Below are 18860 nucleotides of genomic sequence, written 5' to 3' on the forward strand. Positions count from 1 at the left end.
CCTCGAAAGGCGCCCCAAGCGGTCGAGTTAGCGGGTTTGGCCGAGTAACTCGCCCGGAAAGGCGCCCCAAGCGGTCGAGTTAGCGGGTTTAGCCGAGTAACTCGCCCGGAAAGGCGCCCCAAGCGGTCGAGTTAGCGGGTTTAGCCGAGTAACTCGCCCGGAAAGGCGCCCAAGCGGTCGAGTTAGCGGGTTTAGCCGAGTAACTCGCCCGGAAAGGCGCCCAAGCGGTCGAGTTAGCGGGTTTGGCCGAGTAACTCACCCGGAAAGGCGCCCCAAGCGGTCGAGTTAGCGGGTTTGGCCGAGTAACTCGCACGACCGATAGCGATAAGAATGCCTCATTACTCCTCTAGCTTCAATATCCATTCCTCGACCTCTTCGCCCCGTGCGTTCGCGAAACCTTTGTCCTCGCCGGCAATCTTGAATCCGCACTTCTCGAGGACGCGGAGCGAACCGAGATTGTCTTTGACTACGCGGGCATAGAGAGGCCGAATGCTCAGACCGGCGACGAATTCGAGAGCGCCGCAGAGGCAACCCCCTGACCCCAGAACGATCGACCGATCCAATAGCCGACGGTCGGTTCGCCGAACAGCTGAAAGCTCAGCAGATGTCCGGCCGCTTGTCCGTTCACGAGGACCGTCATCTTGCGAACGTCTTTATTGTTCAGAGTCTTCTCCCAGCGCGCATCGAAAGCGTCGCGATCGTCCGGCTCTGCCGGCGTGAAGCCGGCCATGTAACGGGCGGCAGGATCGGATTCATGCTCGAAGAAGATCGGCAAATCTTCAATCACGGTCTCCCGAAGCTTGTTCTCGATCGTCATTGCTATCCCCTCTACTAACTCAATTGATATATTCCTATCATATTCCATGTTAGTTGAAGCTCCACCGTATTTTGGATGAAAATCCTATTGTTCGGATCCCGTCTTCGACAAGAATCACGAATGGCCGGACTTGCAGAGCGGTTGATCGAATCGGACATCGCCTGTATAATCTTACCAACACGAAGCAAGGGGAGAGGCGAATGACGCAATCATCGATCGAGGAGCGTCTGCGGGAGCTCGGGATCGAGCTGCCGGCCGCAAGCGAACCGGCGGCCAAATATGCCAACTTCGTAGAAGCGGCAGGGCTGTTGTTCGTCTCGGGCAAAGGGCCGTCCGGCAGCCCGAGGGGCAAGCTTGGACGCGACTTCACGGTGGAAGACGGCTATCGCTTCGCCAGGTCGGCCGGTATAGAGGTGCTCGCGGTCGTTCGCAGCGCGATCGGTACGCTCGATCGGGTGAAGCGAGTCGTGAAGCTTCAAGGCTTTGTTAACGCGGACCCGGGCTTCGAGCAGCCGCACCTCGTGCTGAACGGATTCTCGGATTTGGTGCTGGAGGTGTTCGGGGAGCCGAGAGGCAGTCATGCCCGATCTGTACTTGGAGCTAGCACGCTTAGAAACCAGCTTCCAATTGTCGTCGATTCGATCTTCCAAGTCGAATAGAAGAAGGGCGCCTAACCGGCGGTGCAATCGATCAGCATCCGCCGGCTCAAGGCGCCCTTCTTCCGCACTACCGCTTCCGCACTACCGCTTCCGCACTACCGCTTCCGCACTACCGCTTCCGCACTACTGCTTCTTCTGCGCTTCAATCTTCTCCGCCAGCTCGCTTAGCTCCGTCCAGCGCTCCAGCAGGCCGTTTAGCTTCTCTTCCAGCTTCGCCTGCTCGGCCATCAATTCTTGGAGCCGGAACGAATCGCTGCCCGACGCTTCCATTTGGGACGCTACCTTCGCGAGACTCTCCTCTGTATCGGAGATCCAACCCTCGATGCTCTCGTAATCCTTCTGATCCTTGTAGGACATCTTCAACGGCCGTTCGCGCTCCGTCGAAGCAGCCGCAGGCCCAGCGGCTGCCTTCGGTTTGGCGGATGCGCTTGATTCCGCCTGATCCCGCGAGCCCCGGCGCTGCGCCTGCTCCTCATAGTCGGAATAGTTCCCGACATACAGCTCCACCTTGCCGTCGCCTTCGAAAGCGAAGATGCGGTCTACGGTACGGTCGAGGAAGTAGCGATCGTGGGAGACGGTGAACACAACGCCTGGGAAGTCGTCCAAGTAGTCCTCCAGCACCGTCAGCGTCGCGATGTCCAGATCGTTGGTCGGCTCGTCCAGGAGCAGTACGTTCGGCGCTTCCATCAGCACGCGAAGCAGCTGCAAGCGGCGCTTCTCGCCGCCGGACAGCTTGGAGATGAGGCTCCAATGCATGGCCGGCGGGAAAAGAAATCGTTCCAGCATCTGCGTAGCGGATACGGATTCCCCTTCGGCGGTGCGGACCTGCTCGGCTGCCTCGCGGATGTATTCGAGGACGCGCTTGCTGCCGTCCATCTCCTCGTGCTCCTGCGAGAACCAGCCGATCTGCACGGTTGGCCCCAGCGTTACACTGCCCGCATCCGGCTGCAGCTTGCCCGCGATCAGCTTCATCAGCGTCGACTTGCCGCTGCCGTTGCGGCCGACGATGCCGACGCGATCCTCGGGCACGGCGATATAGCTGAACCCGCGGATCAGGCTCCGGCTGCCATAGCTCATCGACACATGGTCAAGCTCTAGGATCTTCTTGCCCAGCCGCGCCGACGCGACGGAGATGTCGAGCTTGGCTGCCGCTTCCTTCTTCGGCTGCGCCTTTAGCGCCTCATACCGGTCAATTCGCGCCTTCTGCTTGGTTGAACGCGCTTGAGCGCCGCGCCGAATCCATGCGAGCTCCCCCCGCAGCAGGTTCTGCCGCTTCTGTTCGGACGCGGCCTCGCGTTCCTCGCGCTCGAGCTTCAGCTCCAGGAATCGGCTGTAGTTCGCTTCATAGAAGTAGGCGCGTCCCCGGTCGAGCTCGATGACCCGATTGCTGACCCGATCGAGGAAGTACCGGTCGTGCGTAATCATGAGCAGCGCGCCGCGGCGCTTCTGCAGCATGCCCTCGAGCCAAGCGACCGAATCGTTGTCGATATGGTTCGTCGGCTCGTCGAGGATGAGCACGTCGGAAGGCTGCAGCAGTGCAGCCGCCATCGCGACGCGTTTGCGCTGGCCGCCGGACAGCGTGTCCACCGGCGCGTACGCGTCGGCGATGCCTAGCCTCGACAGCGCAGCCTTCGCTTCACTCTCCATCTGCCACGCCTCGAGCTCGTCCATCCGCGCGTTCGCGGCAATCAGACGCCCTTGCGCCGCAGCGTCGTCCGGCCTTAGCTCCAGCTCCGCCATCGCAGCGGTATAAGCCCGCACGGCCGCTAGCTGCGGCGAGTTGCCGCCCAGCACATGCTCCAGCGCCGTCTCGCCCGGCGTAAAGGCAGGGTCCTGCGCGAGCATGCGGATACGGACACCGCCCGCGATGCTGACGTTGCCAGAGTCCGCGGGTTCAAGTCCCGCGATGACTTTGAGGAACGTCGACTTGCCGGTGCCGTTAACGCCGATAATGCCGATGCGGTCGCCTTCCTCGACGCCGAACGTCACGTCTTCGAACAGCGTCTTCTCCCCGTGCGTCTTCGATATATGTTCAATGGACATTAAATGCAAGCTCATCAACCCGTTTCACGCAATGATAATTCAGAAGTTCAACTTGTATCATACCATATTTGCCGTAGATGCCGAGCCGTTCGGCTGGAAACGGGACTGCGATGATTATTGTTATTGATAATGAGAACCATTATCAATTATAATGAGGGTCAGCAAAGTGGTTAGCGGGCGAGGAGAGATTAGGGATGAACCGCGAAGAGGAACTGTTTGACGTGACCATTATCGGCGGCGGGCCGGTCGGCCTGTTCTCCGCCTTCTATTGCGGCATGAGGGAATTGAAGACGAAGGTGATCGAGTGCGCGGCGGAGCTCGGGGGCAAAGTGCATTTTTACCCGGACAAGGTGCTTCATGATATTGGGGGCATCGCGGCGATTACGGGAGCCGAGTTCATCGAGCAGGTCGTCAAGCAGGGGAAGACGTTCTCCCCCGAGATCGTGCTGAACGAGCGGATTCACGGACTCCAAAGGCTGGATGACGGCGCGTTCGAGCTGACAGCGGAGAGCGGGAGACGGCATTATACGAGGACGATCATCCTGACGATCGGCCACGGCGTGTTCGTGCCGATCAAGCTGGAGCAGGCTGGCGTAGAGATCTATGAGGGACGGCAGCTGCACTATGCCGTCGACGATATCGAACGGTTCCGCGGCAAGCGAGTGGTCATCTCCGGCGGAGGCGATTCGGCCGTCGACTGGGCGAACGCGATCGAGCCGATCGCGGTGAAGCTGACGGTCGTGCACCGGCGCGACGAGTTCTGGGGGCATGAGAGCAGCGTGACCCGAATGCGGAATTCCTCCGCCGAGGTGCTGACTCCATATCAATTGGATCTGGTAGCTGGCGATGGAGATCGTATCGAGCATGTGACGGTTCGGCATGCGGAGACGAACGAGACGCTAGTCATCGAGGCCGACGAGGTGCTGGTCAATCACGGCATTCGCGGTGACTTCGGCGGCATTCGCGGCTGGGGGCTCGCGTTCGACGACGAGCGGATCGTCGTGAACGCCAAGATGGAGACGAACATTCCGGGCATCTACGCCGCCGGCGATGTCGTCACCCATCCCGGCAAGCTGAAGCTGATCGCGGGCGGCTTCATGGAAGGGCCGATGGCGGTCAACAGCGCCAAGGCCTATCTGGCTCCGCAGGAGGAAGTGGCGCCGCTCTATTCCACGCACCACGACAAGCTGATCGCGATGCGCGGCTGAAGGCAGCAAGGCACAACAGAGGCTGTTTCTTGGGTTCAAACGAGCCTGGGGAGCAACCTCTTTTTCATTTTCATGGAAAAACTATGTTGACACACGATATATTACTTATTATTATATCGTCATACGATATATATACATTAGATATACCGATAGTCGATGCTTCACACCTTGAGGAGGGATGAACTTGAGCGATCGCAACGAGAACGGGCCGCTGACCGAGGCGTTCTACTATATCCTGCTCAGCTTGTACCCCGGACCGGCGCACGGCTACGGCATCATGCAGGTAATCGAGCAGATGAGCAGCGGACGCGTGCATGTCGGGGCGGGAACGCTGTATACGGCGCTGAACAGCCTGCTGGGCAAGAAGTGGATCGAGAACGCGCCGACGCCGGAGTCCACGGATGCGAGACGGAAGATGTACGCGATTACGGAAGCCGGCCGCCTGGCTGCGGAAGCCGAGATGAACCGTCTGGAAGAGCTGCTTCGCAACGGACGCAAGATGACCGCCAGTAGGGAGGGATTGTGAGATGGCGAACGGAGCGCGAGTTAAGAAGCGTCACACTTGGCTTAGCTGGAATTATCGGGAAGAAGAGAAGTGGCTGACAGAGCAATCGGCGGCGGGTTGGCATGTCGTGAAGCCGAACGCGTTCTCGCAGGAATTGGAGAAGGACGACTCCGTACGGTACGTGTACCGAATCGATTATCAGCACAATTCCCGCAACAAAGCCGATTTCGCCGACTATCTGCAGCTCTACGCGGATGACGGATGGGAGTATGTCGGCACCGTATCGGGGATGTGGCACTACTTCCGCAAAGCGCGCAAGGGTGACGAGACGTACGAGCTGTACACCGACCGTTCTTCGCTGAAGAGTTTCTATCGGAAGATTCAGGGGACGCTAGGCGTGATCGGGTTGGTTAATCTGGTCCTGTTCATCGTGAATGGAAAGTCCCTCGTATCCCGCTATTCGGGCGGCTGGCTGTGGACGCTGGGCTTAGCTGGAATGGCTCTCTATGCGGCGCTGATCGGTTTGCTCTTCTACGGGTACGCGCGGATGGGCCGAATGATCAAGCAAGCGGATGCGGATTAGGGAGAGAAGGCGGTTCGTTCTTCGGCTCGTCCGCAAGCCCAGGCAACCGATGTCAGAAATATTCGCTGATTCGGACCGGCGCCTACTCGTCCTCTTCGGGCAATAACCGGCTGCGCACCTCCGGACTCGGGAGCGCGCAAGCTTCCGTCTGCCGTCCGAACCAGCGGTACCGTCTAGCGGCGAATGCGTCATAGGCGGCATCGCGCCATCGCAAGGGAACCGCTTGGAAGACGTATAGCAGCGGCCAAGCGCCGCGCAGCCGGAGCGCCGCCCGCAGCGCGGCTTCAGAGCGGATGTAGCCTCGCCCGTCTTCGATGAGCACGACGCTGTCCGTCTCTTCCGGCACGCCGCATTGGGCCAACAGGCGGCGCCCCGCCGAAGATTGCAGCGATGCGAAGCGGAATCGTCTCTTCGGATCCCGCCTTGCGATGAACCGGACGGTTCCGTTGCAGAACACGCAATCGCCGTCGAAGAGGAGCACGTACGGCGGCGTGGCGCCGGCGCCGGCGCCGGTGTCGCCTGAACGCGTCTGAAGCTTGCTCGGATCCGACATGATGCTCCCCCCTCCTCTTGATGCTTCCACTATACCAAATTTCGAATACCACGTAACCAATCGTCAAAGCCGCTCCTCCATTGTTGGAGAGAGCGGCTTCGTTCTAAATAAACTGTCTGGTGTCGTTGTTGCGGCTGAAGCGGAAGATGGCGACTAGCGTGAACGCTGCGGCGAAGCCGACCAGGATGGCGACGTTCAGCCCGAGGCTGCCGAGTGTCTGGCCTTCTTGAAGCTTGGTGATCGTATCCAGAATCCAACGCTGCGGCAGGAAGTTCGAGATGTGGCGGACGGTGTCCGGCATAATCTCGGCCGGGAAGAAGCAGCCGGCCAGCAGGCAGCTCGGCGTAATGATCAGGTTCTGCATCGCGCCGGCGTTCTTGCTGTTCTTGGCGAAGGCGGTGATCAGCAGCGCGAGGCCGATGGCCGTGAGCGAGAAGAGCAGCATCGTGGCGAGCATCTCGCCGTATGGAACCCCCGAGTCGATGTGGAACACGTTCTTCATCATGAACAGCGTGAAGGCGATTTGCAGCAATTGGATGATGAAGGCGACGAGAACGTGAGCGAAGACATATCCGCGGGCTGTCACTGGAGAGGAGAGGAGCCGCAGGAACGTGCGATCTTCCCGCTCCTTGATGATCAGATTGCTCATATTGACAGCTGAGAACAGCAGGAACATGATCAGGAAGCCGAGCGATTGGTACGTTACGCCTTTCGTGTGGGATGTATCCTTGAGCGACTCGGCATCGAGCTTGAAGCCCGATTGTTTGTAGTCCGCGTAGATCGCATCGAACGACGCGGGATTATCTGCCGTCGCTCGGCCGATGGAAGCGACGTTGCCTACGTATTCCTCCATCATGGCCTTCACGTAGGAGGTGACCGCTGCTCCTTTGGCGGATACGATGCGAAGATGGGCGGGCTGACCATCGCGAACGCTGTCCGCGAATCCGGCTTCGAAGATGAGCCCGCTGTCGAGCTTGCCGGATGCGATATCCCCGTTCAGGGAAGCGTCGTCAGTCATCGTGATCTCCACGTTGTTCAATCCTTCGAGGAAGTGAACCGTATCTGCGGTCAGCGCCTTACTGCCGTCTTGGTTAACGACGCCGACGCGCAGCGTGCCTTCGTTCGAACTGCCGTAGATGAACATCGACAGCAGAATCGTAGCGACCGGCAAGCCGAAGTAGACGATCCAGCTCGATCTCTTGCGGAATGTTCTCCGCAGCGAATGGCTTGCAATCCAGATGATATTGTTCATGTTAGAATGCCTCCCTTCTGCGCATAGAGACCGCCACGAAGGCGAGGAATGCGGCGGCGATCGCCACATTCAGGCCGATGACCGGCAGCGCTGCCTGCAGATCGTTGTTGTAAATCAGGTTCATCAAGGCGTCGTTCGCCCAACGAAGCGGCGAGAGGTTCGCCAAGCTGCCGAAGAAGTTGTTCATGTCGTCTTGGATCGGGAAGTAGGCTCCGCCGAGCATGGAGGCGATCTGGACGAAGATCGTCATGACGGAATTGGCGGAGTCCCCCTTGATCATATAAGCGATTCCGAGTCCGAAGCTGACGGCCAGCAGCACGACGGTGAACAGCAGCAGGAATACGATGCCGAGATGGTCGCCCCAGTTCGCGCCGAACGCGTACTTGCTGAACAGCACGACGGCCAGAATGCACAGGTAGTTGATGACGGTGCAGCCAATGACTTTCCCCGCGAAGATCTCCATCTTGCCGACCGGGGCGGCAGCCAATCGCAGAGCCGTTCTGCGTCTCACTTCTCCGCGGATAAGCCAGCTGGCCGACATGCAAGCGTAGAAGGCGATCATCGTCGATTCCGCGATCGCATAGTAATCGATGGAGCCCGGCTTGCGGTGCGGATCGATCGACGCCTCCTGAATGAAGGACCCGCTGCTCCCCGCGTCCGCGAGGATGGCTTGCACGGCTTCCGGACTGTTCTTCATCGCAGCGGCGGCCAGGTTATATCTGTCGGCGAACGAGGTCAGCATCCCTTGGATGATGTTGCTCTCGATCGTCCGCAGGCTGCTGCCGAAGAACCGGACGCCATTGTCATCGATCTCCGCATATGCGGCATATTGATCGTCCGCGACGGCGGCGCGGCCGTCGATACCGCCGTTCGCCGCCGTCAGCTCGACGCCTTGGCTCTCGATCGCCTGCGCGAAGCCGTTCCAATATTGCTGCAACGGTTCATTCTGGGCCGACACCTTGTAGAGCAGCTTCATGCCGTCCATGGTCACTTCGCTGCTGAAGGCGTTCGAGAGCGCCGTGCCCAGGATTAGAATAAGGATCAGCGGGAAGGCCAGCATGAAGACGAAGGTCCTCGTGTCCCGCAAAGAGCGTTTGATCTCGTATAAGGCAATGTTCAGTACGTTCACGTTCGTTCTCCCCCTCCGTCTCGCTTAGTCTCGCAGTTTGCGGCCGGTCAGCGTCAGGAACACCGTCTCCAGATTGGGCGCTTGCTCTTCGACCGAGCCGATCTCGACCCCGTCCTTGATCAGCTGCTGGATGATCCAATTCAAGTTGCCGACTTCGCCGCGCGATACGATCTTGACGGTCTGCTCCTCCGGTTGGACAGAGATGACGCCGGAGATGCGCTGCAGCGCATCGATATCAAGCCGCTCCTCGTTCTTCACGCCGATCCAAATCTCCTTCGTATCGGTGATGATCGACTTGAGCTGCTCCTTCGTGCCTTCGGCGATGATCTTGCCGTGATCGACGATGGCGATGCGCGTGCACAGCTCTTCGACTTCTTCCATGTAATGGCTCGTGTAGATGATCGAGCTGCCCATCTCGTTCAGCTTCCGGACGGAATTCAGGATATAATTACGCGACTGCGGGTCGATGCCGACCGTCGGTTCGTCCATGATGATCAGCTTTGGCCGGTGGGCGATGGCGCAAGCGATGTTCAGGCGGCGCTTCATGCCGCCGGAGAAGTTCTTGGGCAGGTCTTTGTGCTTGTCGCCGAGGCCGACGAACTCGAGCGCCTCGGCCGCCCGTTCCTTGAGCAGGTTGCCGCGCAGCCCGTACAAGCCGGCGAAGAAGCTTACATTCTCATACGCGGACATCTCTTCATAGATCGCAAGATCCTGCGGCACGATGCCGATGTTCAGCTTGGCGAATTTGTTCTCCTTCACGATGTTCTTCCCGAGCAGCGAGATCTCGCCCTTCGTAATGCGCAGCAGGGAGGAGATCATGTTGATCGTCGTGCTCTTGCCGGCGCCGTTCGCGCCGAGGAAGCCGAAGATCTCGCCTTCGCGCACGCTCAGGTTCATGTTGTCGACGGCGATGAAGTCGCCGAACTTCTTCGTCAGATTGCGGATTTCCAATACGTTCACTCGAATCACTCCGTTTTCTGCCAATGGATTATGACTTTATTCTAATGAAAAAGGATGACCCTATGTCAGTGCATAAGTTCATCCTTCGACTATGAGAAAATTCACTTTCGCAGCCATGAGGATTCTCATTCGCTCTTGTCATTGGGCAGGAGAGTCGTCACGCGGAACCCATGGGCCCCGTCGACAATGACCGTTCCTCCAACGGAGGCAGCTCGCTCCTCCATGCCGACGATGCCGAGCCCCTTGACGATCTTCCGAGCCCCGATGCCGTTATCGGACACGCTTGAGCGGATCATTCGGTTCAGCACTCGAACCTCGATCTCGATGGCGGACGCATGGCCGTATTTGAGCGAGTTGGTGACGGCTTCCGTCGCGTTCTCGTGGATGATTCTCCACTGCATCGGAGTGATGACGTCGAGATTGCCCTCATGCGTGACCGTCGCTTTGAGCGCATGCTTGGCCGACAGCTCGTCCGCGAACAGCCGAAGCCGATGGATGCCGAGCTCCTCCGACCGCGGCTTCATATCCTTCAGCGTCAGGCGGATGCGCTCAAGCCCTTCCTTGGAGATGGAGATCGCATTGCCGAGCAGCTCCGCCGACTTGTCCGGATTGGCGGCGAGCAGCGTCCGCGACGCTTCCATCTGGATAAGAGCGCCAGCCATGGCGTGCCCGACCTCGTCATGGATCTGCTGAGACAGCCGGTTGCGCTCCTCCAGCTTGATCGTATATTCGGACTGCCGGATATACTCCTGATTCTTGTTAAGCAAGTGGCTCAGATTCTGCATCTCCAAGCGCAGCGTCTCCCGTTCCTCGTCGACCCGCTTCAGTCTTTCCATTTGCAGGCGCAAGCCGGTATAGAGAAGGAAGCTCAAGAACGTCGACAGAATGTAGACCGGCAGCTCCTCGCGCGGGATCATGACGAGCGGAATCAGGCTAATCGCCAAGGCGATCCTTCTTCGGCCTTCCCATAGAAGCACCAGCTCGTACAGATTGACCGGCAGCAGCAGAACGAACGACGTGTCCAACCGATAGGCGAAGTAGACGACGAGCACAGCAGAGCATGCCGATAGCAGCTGTTGGATTCGCGCGTCGTTGCGGAAGATTGGGATTGTGACGTTGACGCACAGATAGATCAGATAGGCGAGGATGTCCCACGGCGTTCCCGTCTTCGGCAGGATCGATACCGACAGGATGATATAGACCAGCAATCCGAGCTTGTTACCGATTATCCACAAATCCATCGATCCGAGCTCCTATTCTTCCGTCAGCTTCACTTCGCCGGTAAGATAATAAATCGCGATCTGCGTCCGATGCTCCAGTCCGGTCTTATTCAGAATCGACGTGATGTAGTTGGCGGTCGTGCCTTCGGAGATGAACAGCTTCTTCGAGATCTCCTTGTTGGACAGCCCTCGGGCGATCTGCGCCATAACGTCAAGTTCCCGCTCGGTGAAAAGCGTGCGGTCGATCCGGTCCGATCCGGCCGGCGCGGGGGACGGGACTGCAGGGGCGGAGGCATCCGCCGCCGAAGGCGCGGCGGAGCCGGAAGCTCCCGGCCCCTGCAGCAGGTTGGACTTAATCTTGTCCAATACGACGTCCTGCAGGACGTGGTGATCGTTATATACGCTCTTGATGGCGTCGCGAATCCGTTCGGGATCGTTGTTCTTGAGCAGATAACCCCGCGCGCCGGCCTTCACGGCTTCGAGAATATACTCGTCGTCATCGAACGTCGTTAGAATAAGCGGCTTCACTTTGGTCTGCTCCGCCAGCAGGCGGGCCGCCTCAACGCCGTTCATATTCGGCATCCGAACGTCAAGCAGCGCGACGTCCGCTTCGTGGCGGCGGCAATACTCGACTGCCTGGGCGCCGTCCTCCACTGTAGCGACGACGTCGAATTCGTCGAAGCTGGTCAGGATGATCTTCATCCCTTCGCGGATGAACGAGTTGTCGTCGGCGATCAGCACTTTGATTTGCACCCGGAAAGTCCTCCCCGTATCGAATTCATGTTGTTACAAGAATATACCAAGCGGGTATATCCGACAACGGCAAGCATTATAAAAAAAGCTTCCTGCAAGGTTATTCCTCGCGGGAAGCTTCTTCTGTCTGGGCTGGAGCCGGGGATGGGGTATGTTCGGAAGCGTTGACCTCTAGAATGTCGAGCAGGAACATGAAGATCGGGATGCCGATAATGAGACCCCAGATCCCAAAGAAGTGCTGGGAGAAGACAAGAACGACGAACGTATAGAACATGGGCAGCTTCGTCTTATGCGCCATCAAGCGCGGATTAAGCAGATAGGTCTCCATGGCATGAATGATCAGGATCATGACGACGGTCCAGATGACGAGCGTCCATCCGCCGGCTTGGTAGCCGATCAAGGTGATCGGGATGAAGGAGATAATGACGCCGGCCACCGGGATCAAGCTAAGGATCAGCACCATTACGCCAAGCGCGAATAAGTACGGGAAGCCGAGTATCCACAAGCCGATCATCGTCATCGCCGTATTGAACAGCGCGATCATGAGCTGCACCTCGATCACCTTGCCGAACGAGGAGGTGAACTTCTTGCCGAAGTACTCCAGCTCGTCTACGAGCCAGCCGATCTTGCTTGCCTTGAACTTGCGAGTGAACAGAGCCACCTGCTTCTTCTGCAGCAGGAAGAAGAGGCTGAGCAGGATAACGATGAGCACGACCTCGAGCAGCTCGCCCAGCTTCTTGATGTATTCGAGCGCTTGCTCTACGTAATTCTCGTATTTGATCTCGTCCAGCGCGTCCGTCAGCCGAGCGGCAATCTCGTTGTTGTCCTTATGGGAATTCAAGAAATTAATGATGTTGTTGGTCAATTCCACAATCTGATTAACGATCTGGGGGACATATCTGGAGATGCCCACGATCATCCCCGCGACAATAAGGAGATACAGCAGAATGGAGATGACGTTCGGGTGAATTCGGATCACCTTGCTGATCTTCGAATTCAGATAGCCTTGAAGGCGGTCCATGACGTAAGTGACCAAGAATAGCAGCAGCAGCATATTCAGCATATCCCGGATACTGAATAGGATCAGAACCAGAATCAGCAGCACTGTTATTCTTCTGACGATCGGCAAGGCAAACAGTTCACGAATCATTCCCATGCAATTCCCTCGTTATGTGTTCGATTCTATTCAACAGTAGTACGGAAGAACGGAGGAGAAGTTCCGCTATTCGCACATTCACTGGAAGATAGCATTCCGACCTAAAGGTCTCCTTCGAACACATCATCATACAGCATGCCATCTATGGCCGGCGGATTCGAGTTGCCCGATGCTGGTTCGTTATATGAGGCCGAGGCATAGAAGACATAAGCTATGGACGCGATTAAACAGGCGGTCAGCAGCCGAATCAACCATTTCCGCGCCGTTTTTAAACTCCACAGCAAGAGTAGAGCCACCACTAAGCTGATGCACCATCCGATGATCATTGATATATTGTCCATATTTCCAAAAGCTAACAAGTGCATACCCGCTTTCCTCTAAGATAGAAAGTTTCTATATTTACCATATATTAACTTGATTATACCTTTTATTTCGCCCTTTTGTACATATTTAACGAAATTCCGCATGGATTGATTGGTAGCCAAGCCGGAACTCGTCTGCATAATCGGTCAAGTCCCCTCATAGACATGAACCATGGATTAACCAATGTGCAGAGGGGTGGATCTCATGCTTCGTCGGATCCCATGGATCGCGTCCGTCGTCGTGCTGTTCGTAGCTGTACTCTCGGCTTGCGGAGGCAAGAATTCGGACTCGGTCGTGAAGGATTTGAGCAAGGTGTCGGACAACTTGGAGAGTTATCAAGGCAGCGGGGAGATGATTCTTCATACGGGACAGACGCCGCTGACGTACAAGGTGGAGGTATGGTATCAGAAGCCGAATTACTATCGGATCGCGCTGACCAGCGCGGAGAGGGACATTACGCAGATCGTGCTGAAGAACGATCAAGGCGTGTACGTGCTGACGCCACAATTGAAGAAGAGCTACCGCTTCCAGAGCGACTGGCCAGACAATCAAGGCCAGGTGTACTTGTACCAGACACTGCTGCGCAGCATCTCCATTGACAATTCGCGGCAGTTCACGACCGACAAGGACGCTTATGTGTTCGACGTCATGGCCAGCAACTACAACAACGGCTCCTTCGCCAGACAGAAGATCTGGCTGGATAAGGACGACTATGCTCCCAAGCAAGTACAAGTCACGGATACGAACGCTCAATTGATGGTCGAAGTCAAGTTCACGGACTTCAAGTTCGGCACGAAGTTCGATAAATCAGCATTCGATATGAAGCAAAATATGGATGGCGCTTCAGGTACGGGTTCCGCAGGCAATGCGTCCGGCCAGACGGACGGAACCGCGAGCGAGACGCCGAGCGGTACGAACGGCGATACGCCAAGCGGTACAGATGGCGATACGCCAAGCGGTTCGGACGGCGGGACGGATACGACCACCGGCGGCATCGACGATCAGGCGGAGGGAATGGCGGACGGTCAAGGCATGGTACCGATCGACTTCGTAGCGGTCGAACCGGATCCGGATGCGCTCCCCGAAGGCGTATCGCTGCACGACAATCAAGACATCTACGATGAAGCGGGCGTACTTAACGGTGTCATGTATCGCTATACCGGAACATACGATTTTACGATCGTGGAGACGACGCAGAGAGACGTGAAGGATTCCATCATGTCGGGCCGCGGGTTCGATCTTGGCTTCACGCTTGGACAGATGTTCGGCGTCGATACACAGACGGTCACCTGGACGTACGACGGCGTGGAATACCGCCTGACGACAGCCGATCTGCCAGATGACGCGATCGTCAAGATCGCACAATCGATGGTCGCCTCGTCCGGCAAATAACAGAAGCGAACGATTATCAGCTTAGAATTATTCTACTTATCCATCTTATAATAGAAGCGATCGGATGCCGGCCCTGCGGGACCGGCTCCTTCGCGCAGCAGGAAAACGTTGCTTGCGCCTGATTCGTTGACAGTCCAGCGGCCAGTCGTTAACATTACGTTATTGGGTTTACGATGGGTTTGACAGAATAAAGTGGGTGAATAGGTTTTGGATAGTTATTATAGGCCGACGGCAGCGGAGATATCCTTGGATGCCATAGAGCGCAATGTGAAGGCATTCCGGGATCGTCTGCCGTCCGGCACCCGATTGCTGGCGTCCGTGAAGGCGAATGCCTACGGACATGGAGCGTCGGAGACAGCCAGAAGCGCGATCACGGCCGGAGCGGATTACCTTGGCGTGGCGTTCCTCGACGAAGCGCTGCAGCTGCGCAGAGCGGGCATTACGGCTCCCGTGCTAGTGCTAGGGTATACGCCTGAAGAAGGCTGGGAGTTGGCGCGCGAGCATGGCATTACGGTGACTTTGTACCGCAATGAACAATTAGATGCGATTGAACAGATGACGTTGAGAGGCCCCAAGCTGCGAGCGCATGTCAAGATCGACACCGGCATGGGGCGTCTTGGCGTGTTCCCGGGTCTGGATGCGGAGCGGTTCCTTGACCGTGCATGTTCCTTGCCTGGATTGGAAGTGGAGGGCATGTTCACGCACTTCGCCAAAGCCGATGAAGTCGACAAATCGCACATGCTGATGCAATCGGAACGCTTCCAGACGGTGGTCGACTATGTGCGCAAGCATTCGCTGCCGCTGTCGATCATTCATGCCGGCAATAGCGCGACAGGCATCGATCTGCCCGAGCATGCGCGCGGCATGCTTCGGCTCGGCATCGGCATGTACGGCCTCTATCCGAGCGACGAGGTCCGCAAGGATGAGATCGAGCTGGAGCCGGCGTTGTCGCTGAAGACGAAGGTTGTGCACACGAAGACGGTTCCGGCCGGCGAAGGCATCAGCTATGGCGGGAGGTACGTCACACGTCGAGCGGAGCGGGTCGGCACGATTCCGATCGGCTACGCCGACGGCTTCAGCCGAATGCTCAGCGGCAAGGCTGAAGTCTTGCTCCGCGGGAAGCGCGTGCCTGTGTTAGGCTCGATCTGCATGGATCAATGCATGATCGGTCTGGATGCCGCCGAGCTTGGCGGGACGGGACGGGTTGAGGTCGGCGAAGAGGTCGTCGTCATCGGAGGCCAAGGCGATGAGCGTATTACGACCGAAGAAGTGGCGGCGAAGCTCGGAACGATCCCCTATGAAGTGACCTGCATGATCGCCGCGCGCGTTCCGCGTGTCTATCGGAAGAACGGCGAGCGGGTCGGGGCGGAGAATCCAATATTTTCCGAACGTTGACCTCGGCCTTTTTTGCCGAATGGGCAGGAATGCAGGCACGTGAGAGCGAATGGTATTCGGAAGAGTCGTATAATTATTCCGGTGGACGGTATACTGGGAATTAGGTCATGGGTTGGTAAATCTTTGGAGGTGCTTGTTCGGTGGCCAATGTACACAATACGAAGCGAATTATGATCAGTCTTCCTGATCAATTGCTGCGAGAAGTCGACTTTGTCGTCGCCAAGGAGAATACCAACCGCAGTGAAGTGATCCGACAGGCGATGAAGCAATATCTCGTAGAACGGAAGAAGAGGCTGATTCGCGATTCCATGCAGCGCGGCTACTTGGAGATGGCCAAGATCAACCTGAATATGGCATCTGAAGCGTTCCATGCGGAAGAAGATGCCGAGAGCACACTCGGACGCCTAGTAAGCGGGGTGTAATTGTTGATCGTCAAACGCGGGGATGTTTTCTATGCGGATCTGTCGCCGGTAGTCGGTTCGGAGCAGGGAGGCGTGCGCCCCGTGCTGGTGATTCAGAACGACATCGGCAACCGGTTCAGTCCGACGGTGATCGTAGCGGCTATTACCGCCCAAATCCAGAAAGCGAAACTCCCGACGCATGTCGAGATCGAAGCGAAGGTCCACGGTCTGGACCGCGATTCGGTCGTGCTCCTGGAGCAGATCCGGACAATCGACAAGCAGCGGTTGACGGACAAGATCACCCATCTGGAAGAGGAAATGATGCATAAAGTCGATGATGCGCTGTTGATCAGTGTTGGACTTATCGACTTTTAAACAGAGCGGAAGCCGCGAGTGGCGGCTTCCGTTTTTTTTTTTTTTGCCGTTGCGGGACTCTTGACGTTCCTTGCGACAGGAAATAAGGCATTGACGCGCGGGGTTGTTCTGCGCTAAATTAAACAAGTGATTAAAACATTTGTTTAAGCAGAGAGAGGATGGGGAGAAATGGCTGTACTTAAGGCATTCTTCAAAAGGCCGACGACGTGGATCGGGATCGTGACGGCTTTGATGTTCCAATTGATATTCTCCGTGGTGTGGATGACGGGGTATGACGGCGTAACGGATCGCATGGACCGGCTGCACGTCGGCATCGTGAACGAGGATGCGGGCATCGGAGCGCAGGTGGCGGAGCAGCTGCAGAGCTCGCTTCCGGTGCAGACGGAGCGGTTCGAGGATATGGATGCTGCCCGGCGCCGGCTGGATGATCGGGAGCTGCAGATGATCATCCGGATTCCGGCGAGCTTCTCGGCGGACGTGTCCGACGCCGGGAAGAAGGCATCCATTCAATATGTGCTGAATGAGTCGAATCCGGCGACTATCAAGAGCATGATGACCGGAGTCGCCGAACAGGTGACGGCAACGGTCAACAAGATGGCGGTCGGCCAAGGCATCGCCCAGACGCTGGCGCAGGCGCAGATGCCTGCTGATCAAGCGCAAGCGGCGGCTGGCGCATTGTCTGAGCGGGTAGTATCCGACATCGAGAGCATCCATCCGGTGAAAGGCATGAACAATCAAATGGTGCCGATGATGGTCGTACTCGCTTCGTTCGTCGGGGCGATGATCATGGGGATGAACATGGAGCAATCCTCGATGGGAGTCGCGATGGCGACAGGCGCGGGCAAGTGGGCGCGGTTCGCCGCTCGGACTTGGATTAACATCGGGGCCGCGTTCGTCGTATCGCTGATCGGCACCCTCTTGGTCATGGCGTTCGGCGGCCAGACGGAGCAAGGGTGGCTCGCGCTGTGGGGCGTTGTCTTCGTCGTGCTGCTTACCTTCCTGTTCGTCACCCAGATGTTCCTGCTGCTGTTCGGCATGGGCGGGATGCTCTTTAACGTGGTGACGCTGTCCGCGCAGCTCGTCTCTTCCGGGGCGATGGTGCCGCGCGAGCTGCTGCCCGATTTCTACGTGGGGCTCGGCCACGCGCTGCCGGCAACCTATGCGGTTAACGGTTTGATGAACGTCCTGTTCGGCGGCGGCGGACTTGGCGAATCGTTCGGCATGCTGATCTTGATCGCCGCGGTCGCGATCGCGGTCGGCGCCCTAGCGGTCGCCTTGAAGCCTCAGAAGAAGCCTCATGCCGGAGCCGCTCCCGCGGGCGCAGCCCAACGGTAACGGCTGCCTTGCTTCCGGGTAGGAGCGGGTTCATAATAAGAGAATAGCTTGGTTCATGATGGAGGCAGAGATGGAATCAGCGGAGATAGACGTCAAGAAGCGGCTGCTCTTGGCCGCGAAGAAGCTGTTCGCCCGTTACGGGTACGACGGGACGTCCATTCGGCAGATCTGCGAAGAAGCCGGCGCGAATGTGGCGCTCGTATCCTACCATTTCGGAGGCAAAGAGAATATATTCAAAGCGCTGTTCGACTTCTCGCTGCCCCTGCGGGTGGTCGATGACCTCTTCGCGGAGCCGCTCGATCCGGTCGAGGGCGTCAAGCTGATGATCCGCGAAGTCATTCATTATCAGCATCGGGATCCGGAGCTGGTCCGGATCATTCAGCACGAGATGACCCATTCCGTTCCGCGGACCGAGGTCATCCGCGAATATCTGTCTCCGATCTGGGAGCTGGCAAGGTCGCTGCTTGAGGAAGGACGGAAGCAAGGAGCATTCCGCTTCCGTTCCCTGGATACGACGTTTCTGTACATCTGGGGAGGTCTGCTGTTCCCTCGCGACTTTGCCCTATTCGAGCCGGTCTTGACGGAACCGGCGCCAACGATGGAGCAGAAGATCGAAGATTTGACGGGCTTCGTGCTCGGTGCGCTGGCCTGCGAGGCTGAGCGTGGCGTGACTGGCATGTGGTGAGGAGAGAAGGCGCTTCCCACAGGGGAGCGTCTCTTGGTCGTTCTAGCCGCGGCTTCGGCTGTGCGGTGGACGACTG

19 protein-coding genes are annotated in these 18860 nt (G+C 57.6%); 10 read left to right on the forward strand and 9 right to left on the reverse strand.

Going from position 1 to position 18860, the window contains the following annotated elements; translation table 11 throughout:
• Window positions 1-493: 493 nt before the first annotated feature.
• Window positions 494-817, reverse strand: coding sequence for a GNAT family N-acetyltransferase (locus H4Q31_RS06890; RefSeq protein WP_376698225.1), 324 nt, complete (start codon window positions 815-817; stop codon window positions 494-496).
• A 200-nt stretch (window positions 818-1017) separates the two neighbouring features.
• On the opposite strand from H4Q31_RS06890, the gene H4Q31_RS06895 reads away from it, so the two are divergent.
• Entirely contained in the window at window positions 1018-1476 is a 459-nt protein-coding gene (locus H4Q31_RS06895; RefSeq protein ID WP_185178344.1) for a RidA family protein, read from the forward strand.
• Between the two features lie 123 nt (window positions 1477-1599).
• Here the strand turns inward: H4Q31_RS06895 and H4Q31_RS06900 are convergent, their stop codons facing one another.
• Window positions 1600-3528, reverse strand: coding sequence for an ABC-F family ATP-binding cassette domain-containing protein (locus tag H4Q31_RS06900; protein WP_185178432.1), 1929 nt, complete (start codon window positions 3526-3528; stop codon window positions 1600-1602).
• A 185-nt stretch (window positions 3529-3713) separates the two neighbouring features.
• On the opposite strand from H4Q31_RS06900, the gene H4Q31_RS06905 reads away from it, so the two are divergent.
• The 3 genes from H4Q31_RS06905 (at window position 3714) to H4Q31_RS06915 (ending at window position 5815) form a co-directional block, all read left to right on the forward strand.
• Entirely contained in the window at window positions 3714-4727 is a 1014-nt protein-coding gene (locus tag H4Q31_RS06905) for an NAD(P)/FAD-dependent oxidoreductase (protein ID WP_185178345.1), read from the forward strand.
• A gap of 178 nt (window positions 4728-4905) precedes the next feature.
• Window positions 4906-5253 (forward strand): PadR family transcriptional regulator, encoded by a 348-nt coding sequence (locus H4Q31_RS06910; protein ID WP_185178346.1) that lies wholly within the window; start codon window positions 4906-4908, stop codon window positions 5251-5253.
• A 1-nt stretch (window position 5254) separates the two neighbouring features.
• Window positions 5255-5815, forward strand: a complete 561-nt coding sequence (locus H4Q31_RS06915) for a DUF2812 domain-containing protein (RefSeq protein ID WP_185178347.1) — start codon at window positions 5255-5257, stop codon at window positions 5813-5815.
• An 82-nt stretch (window positions 5816-5897) separates the two neighbouring features.
• On the opposite strand, the gene H4Q31_RS06920 is transcribed toward H4Q31_RS06915, so the two are convergent.
• The 7 genes from H4Q31_RS06920 to H4Q31_RS06950 form a co-directional block, all read right to left on the reverse strand.
• On the reverse strand, window positions 5898-6368 hold the full coding sequence (locus H4Q31_RS06920) for a thiol-disulfide oxidoreductase DCC family protein (RefSeq protein WP_185178348.1): 471 nt from the start codon (window positions 6366-6368) through the stop codon (window positions 5898-5900).
• 103 nt (window positions 6369-6471) lie between these two features.
• The gene (locus H4Q31_RS06925; protein ID WP_185178349.1) at window positions 6472-7620 is read right to left on the reverse strand and encodes an ABC transporter permease; all 1149 of its coding nucleotides are present in this window, start codon (window positions 7618-7620) and stop codon (window positions 6472-6474) included.
• 1 nt (window position 7621) lies between these two features.
• Window positions 7622-8749 carry an ABC transporter permease gene (locus H4Q31_RS06930; RefSeq protein ID WP_185178350.1) on the reverse strand — a complete coding sequence of 376 codons (1128 nt, stop codon included), beginning with the start codon at window positions 8747-8749 and terminating at the stop codon, window positions 7622-7624.
• A gap of 24 nt (window positions 8750-8773) precedes the next feature.
• Window positions 8774-9709 carry an ABC transporter ATP-binding protein gene (locus tag H4Q31_RS06935; RefSeq protein WP_185178351.1) on the reverse strand — a complete coding sequence of 312 codons (936 nt, stop codon included), beginning with the start codon at window positions 9707-9709 and terminating at the stop codon, window positions 8774-8776.
• A 125-nt stretch (window positions 9710-9834) separates the two neighbouring features.
• Window positions 9835-10950, reverse strand: coding sequence for a sensor histidine kinase (locus H4Q31_RS06940; RefSeq protein WP_185178352.1), 1116 nt, complete (start codon window positions 10948-10950; stop codon window positions 9835-9837).
• A 12-nt stretch (window positions 10951-10962) separates the two neighbouring features.
• The gene (locus H4Q31_RS06945; protein WP_185178353.1) at window positions 10963-11682 is read right to left on the reverse strand and encodes a response regulator transcription factor; all 720 of its coding nucleotides are present in this window, start codon (window positions 11680-11682) and stop codon (window positions 10963-10965) included.
• 100 nt (window positions 11683-11782) lie between these two features.
• Window positions 11783-12838, reverse strand: coding sequence for an AI-2E family transporter (locus tag H4Q31_RS06950; protein ID WP_185178354.1), 1056 nt, complete (start codon window positions 12836-12838; stop codon window positions 11783-11785).
• 567 nt (window positions 12839-13405) lie between these two features.
• Here H4Q31_RS06950 and H4Q31_RS06955 point away from each other — a divergent pair.
• The 6 genes from H4Q31_RS06955 to H4Q31_RS06980 all read left to right on the forward strand — a co-directional run bounded on the left by H4Q31_RS06955 (window position 13406) and on the right by H4Q31_RS06980 (window position 18784).
• A complete protein-coding gene (locus tag H4Q31_RS06955; RefSeq protein ID WP_185178355.1) occupies window positions 13406-14593 on the forward strand; it encodes a LolA family protein in 1188 nt (395 codons plus the stop codon).
• Window positions 14594-14800: 207 nt separating this feature from the next.
• Window positions 14801-15988 carry an alanine racemase gene (alr, locus tag H4Q31_RS06960; protein ID WP_185178356.1) on the forward strand — a complete coding sequence of 396 codons (1188 nt, stop codon included), beginning with the start codon at window positions 14801-14803 and terminating at the stop codon, window positions 15986-15988.
• A 140-nt stretch (window positions 15989-16128) separates the two neighbouring features.
• Complete coding sequence (locus H4Q31_RS06965) at window positions 16129-16410, forward strand: CopG family ribbon-helix-helix protein (RefSeq protein ID WP_311771699.1); 282 nt, start codon at window positions 16129-16131, stop codon at window positions 16408-16410.
• Window positions 16411-16413: 3 nt separating this feature from the next.
• Window positions 16414-16764 (forward strand): type II toxin-antitoxin system PemK/MazF family toxin, encoded by a 351-nt coding sequence (locus H4Q31_RS06970; protein WP_185178357.1) that lies wholly within the window; start codon window positions 16414-16416, stop codon window positions 16762-16764.
• 168 nt (window positions 16765-16932) lie between these two features.
• Window positions 16933-18099 carry a YhgE/Pip domain-containing protein gene (locus tag H4Q31_RS06975; protein WP_185178358.1) on the forward strand — a complete coding sequence of 389 codons (1167 nt, stop codon included), beginning with the start codon at window positions 16933-16935 and terminating at the stop codon, window positions 18097-18099.
• A 70-nt stretch (window positions 18100-18169) separates the two neighbouring features.
• Window positions 18170-18784, forward strand: coding sequence for a TetR family transcriptional regulator (locus H4Q31_RS06980; protein ID WP_185178359.1), 615 nt, complete (start codon window positions 18170-18172; stop codon window positions 18782-18784).
• Window positions 18785-18860: the final 76 nt, after the last annotated feature.

Source organism: Cohnella lubricantis (assembly GCF_014212015.1).
Classification (GTDB): Bacteria; Bacillota; Bacilli; order Paenibacillales; family Paenibacillaceae; genus Cohnella; species Cohnella lubricantis.

What these genes read in the sequence shown, in the direction of transcription:
- H4Q31_RS06890 (WP_376698225.1), bottom strand. Translation starts at nt 817, where the DNA reads ATGACGATCGAGAACAAGCTTCGGGAGACCGTGATTGAAGATTTGCCG.
- H4Q31_RS06895 (WP_185178344.1), top strand. Translation starts at nt 1,018, where the DNA reads ATGACGCAATCATCGATCGAGGAGCGTCTGCGGGAGCTCGGGATCGAG.
- H4Q31_RS06905 (WP_185178345.1), top strand. Translation starts at nt 3,714, where the DNA reads ATGAACCGCGAAGAGGAACTGTTTGACGTGACCATTATCGGCGGCGGG.
- H4Q31_RS06910 (WP_185178346.1), top strand. Translation starts at nt 4,906, where the DNA reads ATGAACTTGAGCGATCGCAACGAGAACGGGCCGCTGACCGAGGCGTTC.
- H4Q31_RS06915 (WP_185178347.1), top strand. Translation starts at nt 5,255, where the DNA reads ATGGCGAACGGAGCGCGAGTTAAGAAGCGTCACACTTGGCTTAGCTGG.
- H4Q31_RS06920 (WP_185178348.1), bottom strand. Translation starts at nt 6,368, where the DNA reads ATGTCGGATCCGAGCAAGCTTCAGACGCGTTCAGGCGACACCGGCGCC.
- H4Q31_RS06925 (WP_185178349.1), bottom strand. Translation starts at nt 7,620, where the DNA reads ATGAACAATATCATCTGGATTGCAAGCCATTCGCTGCGGAGAACATTC.
- H4Q31_RS06940 (WP_185178352.1), bottom strand. Translation starts at nt 10,950, where the DNA reads ATGGATTTGTGGATAATCGGTAACAAGCTCGGATTGCTGGTCTATATC.
- H4Q31_RS06950 (WP_185178354.1), bottom strand. Translation starts at nt 12,838, where the DNA reads ATGGGAATGATTCGTGAACTGTTTGCCTTGCCGATCGTCAGAAGAATA.
- H4Q31_RS06955 (WP_185178355.1), top strand. Translation starts at nt 13,406, where the DNA reads ATGCTTCGTCGGATCCCATGGATCGCGTCCGTCGTCGTGCTGTTCGTA.
- H4Q31_RS06975 (WP_185178358.1), top strand. Translation starts at nt 16,933, where the DNA reads ATGGCTGTACTTAAGGCATTCTTCAAAAGGCCGACGACGTGGATCGGG.
- H4Q31_RS06980 (WP_185178359.1), top strand. Translation starts at nt 18,170, where the DNA reads ATGGAATCAGCGGAGATAGACGTCAAGAAGCGGCTGCTCTTGGCCGCG.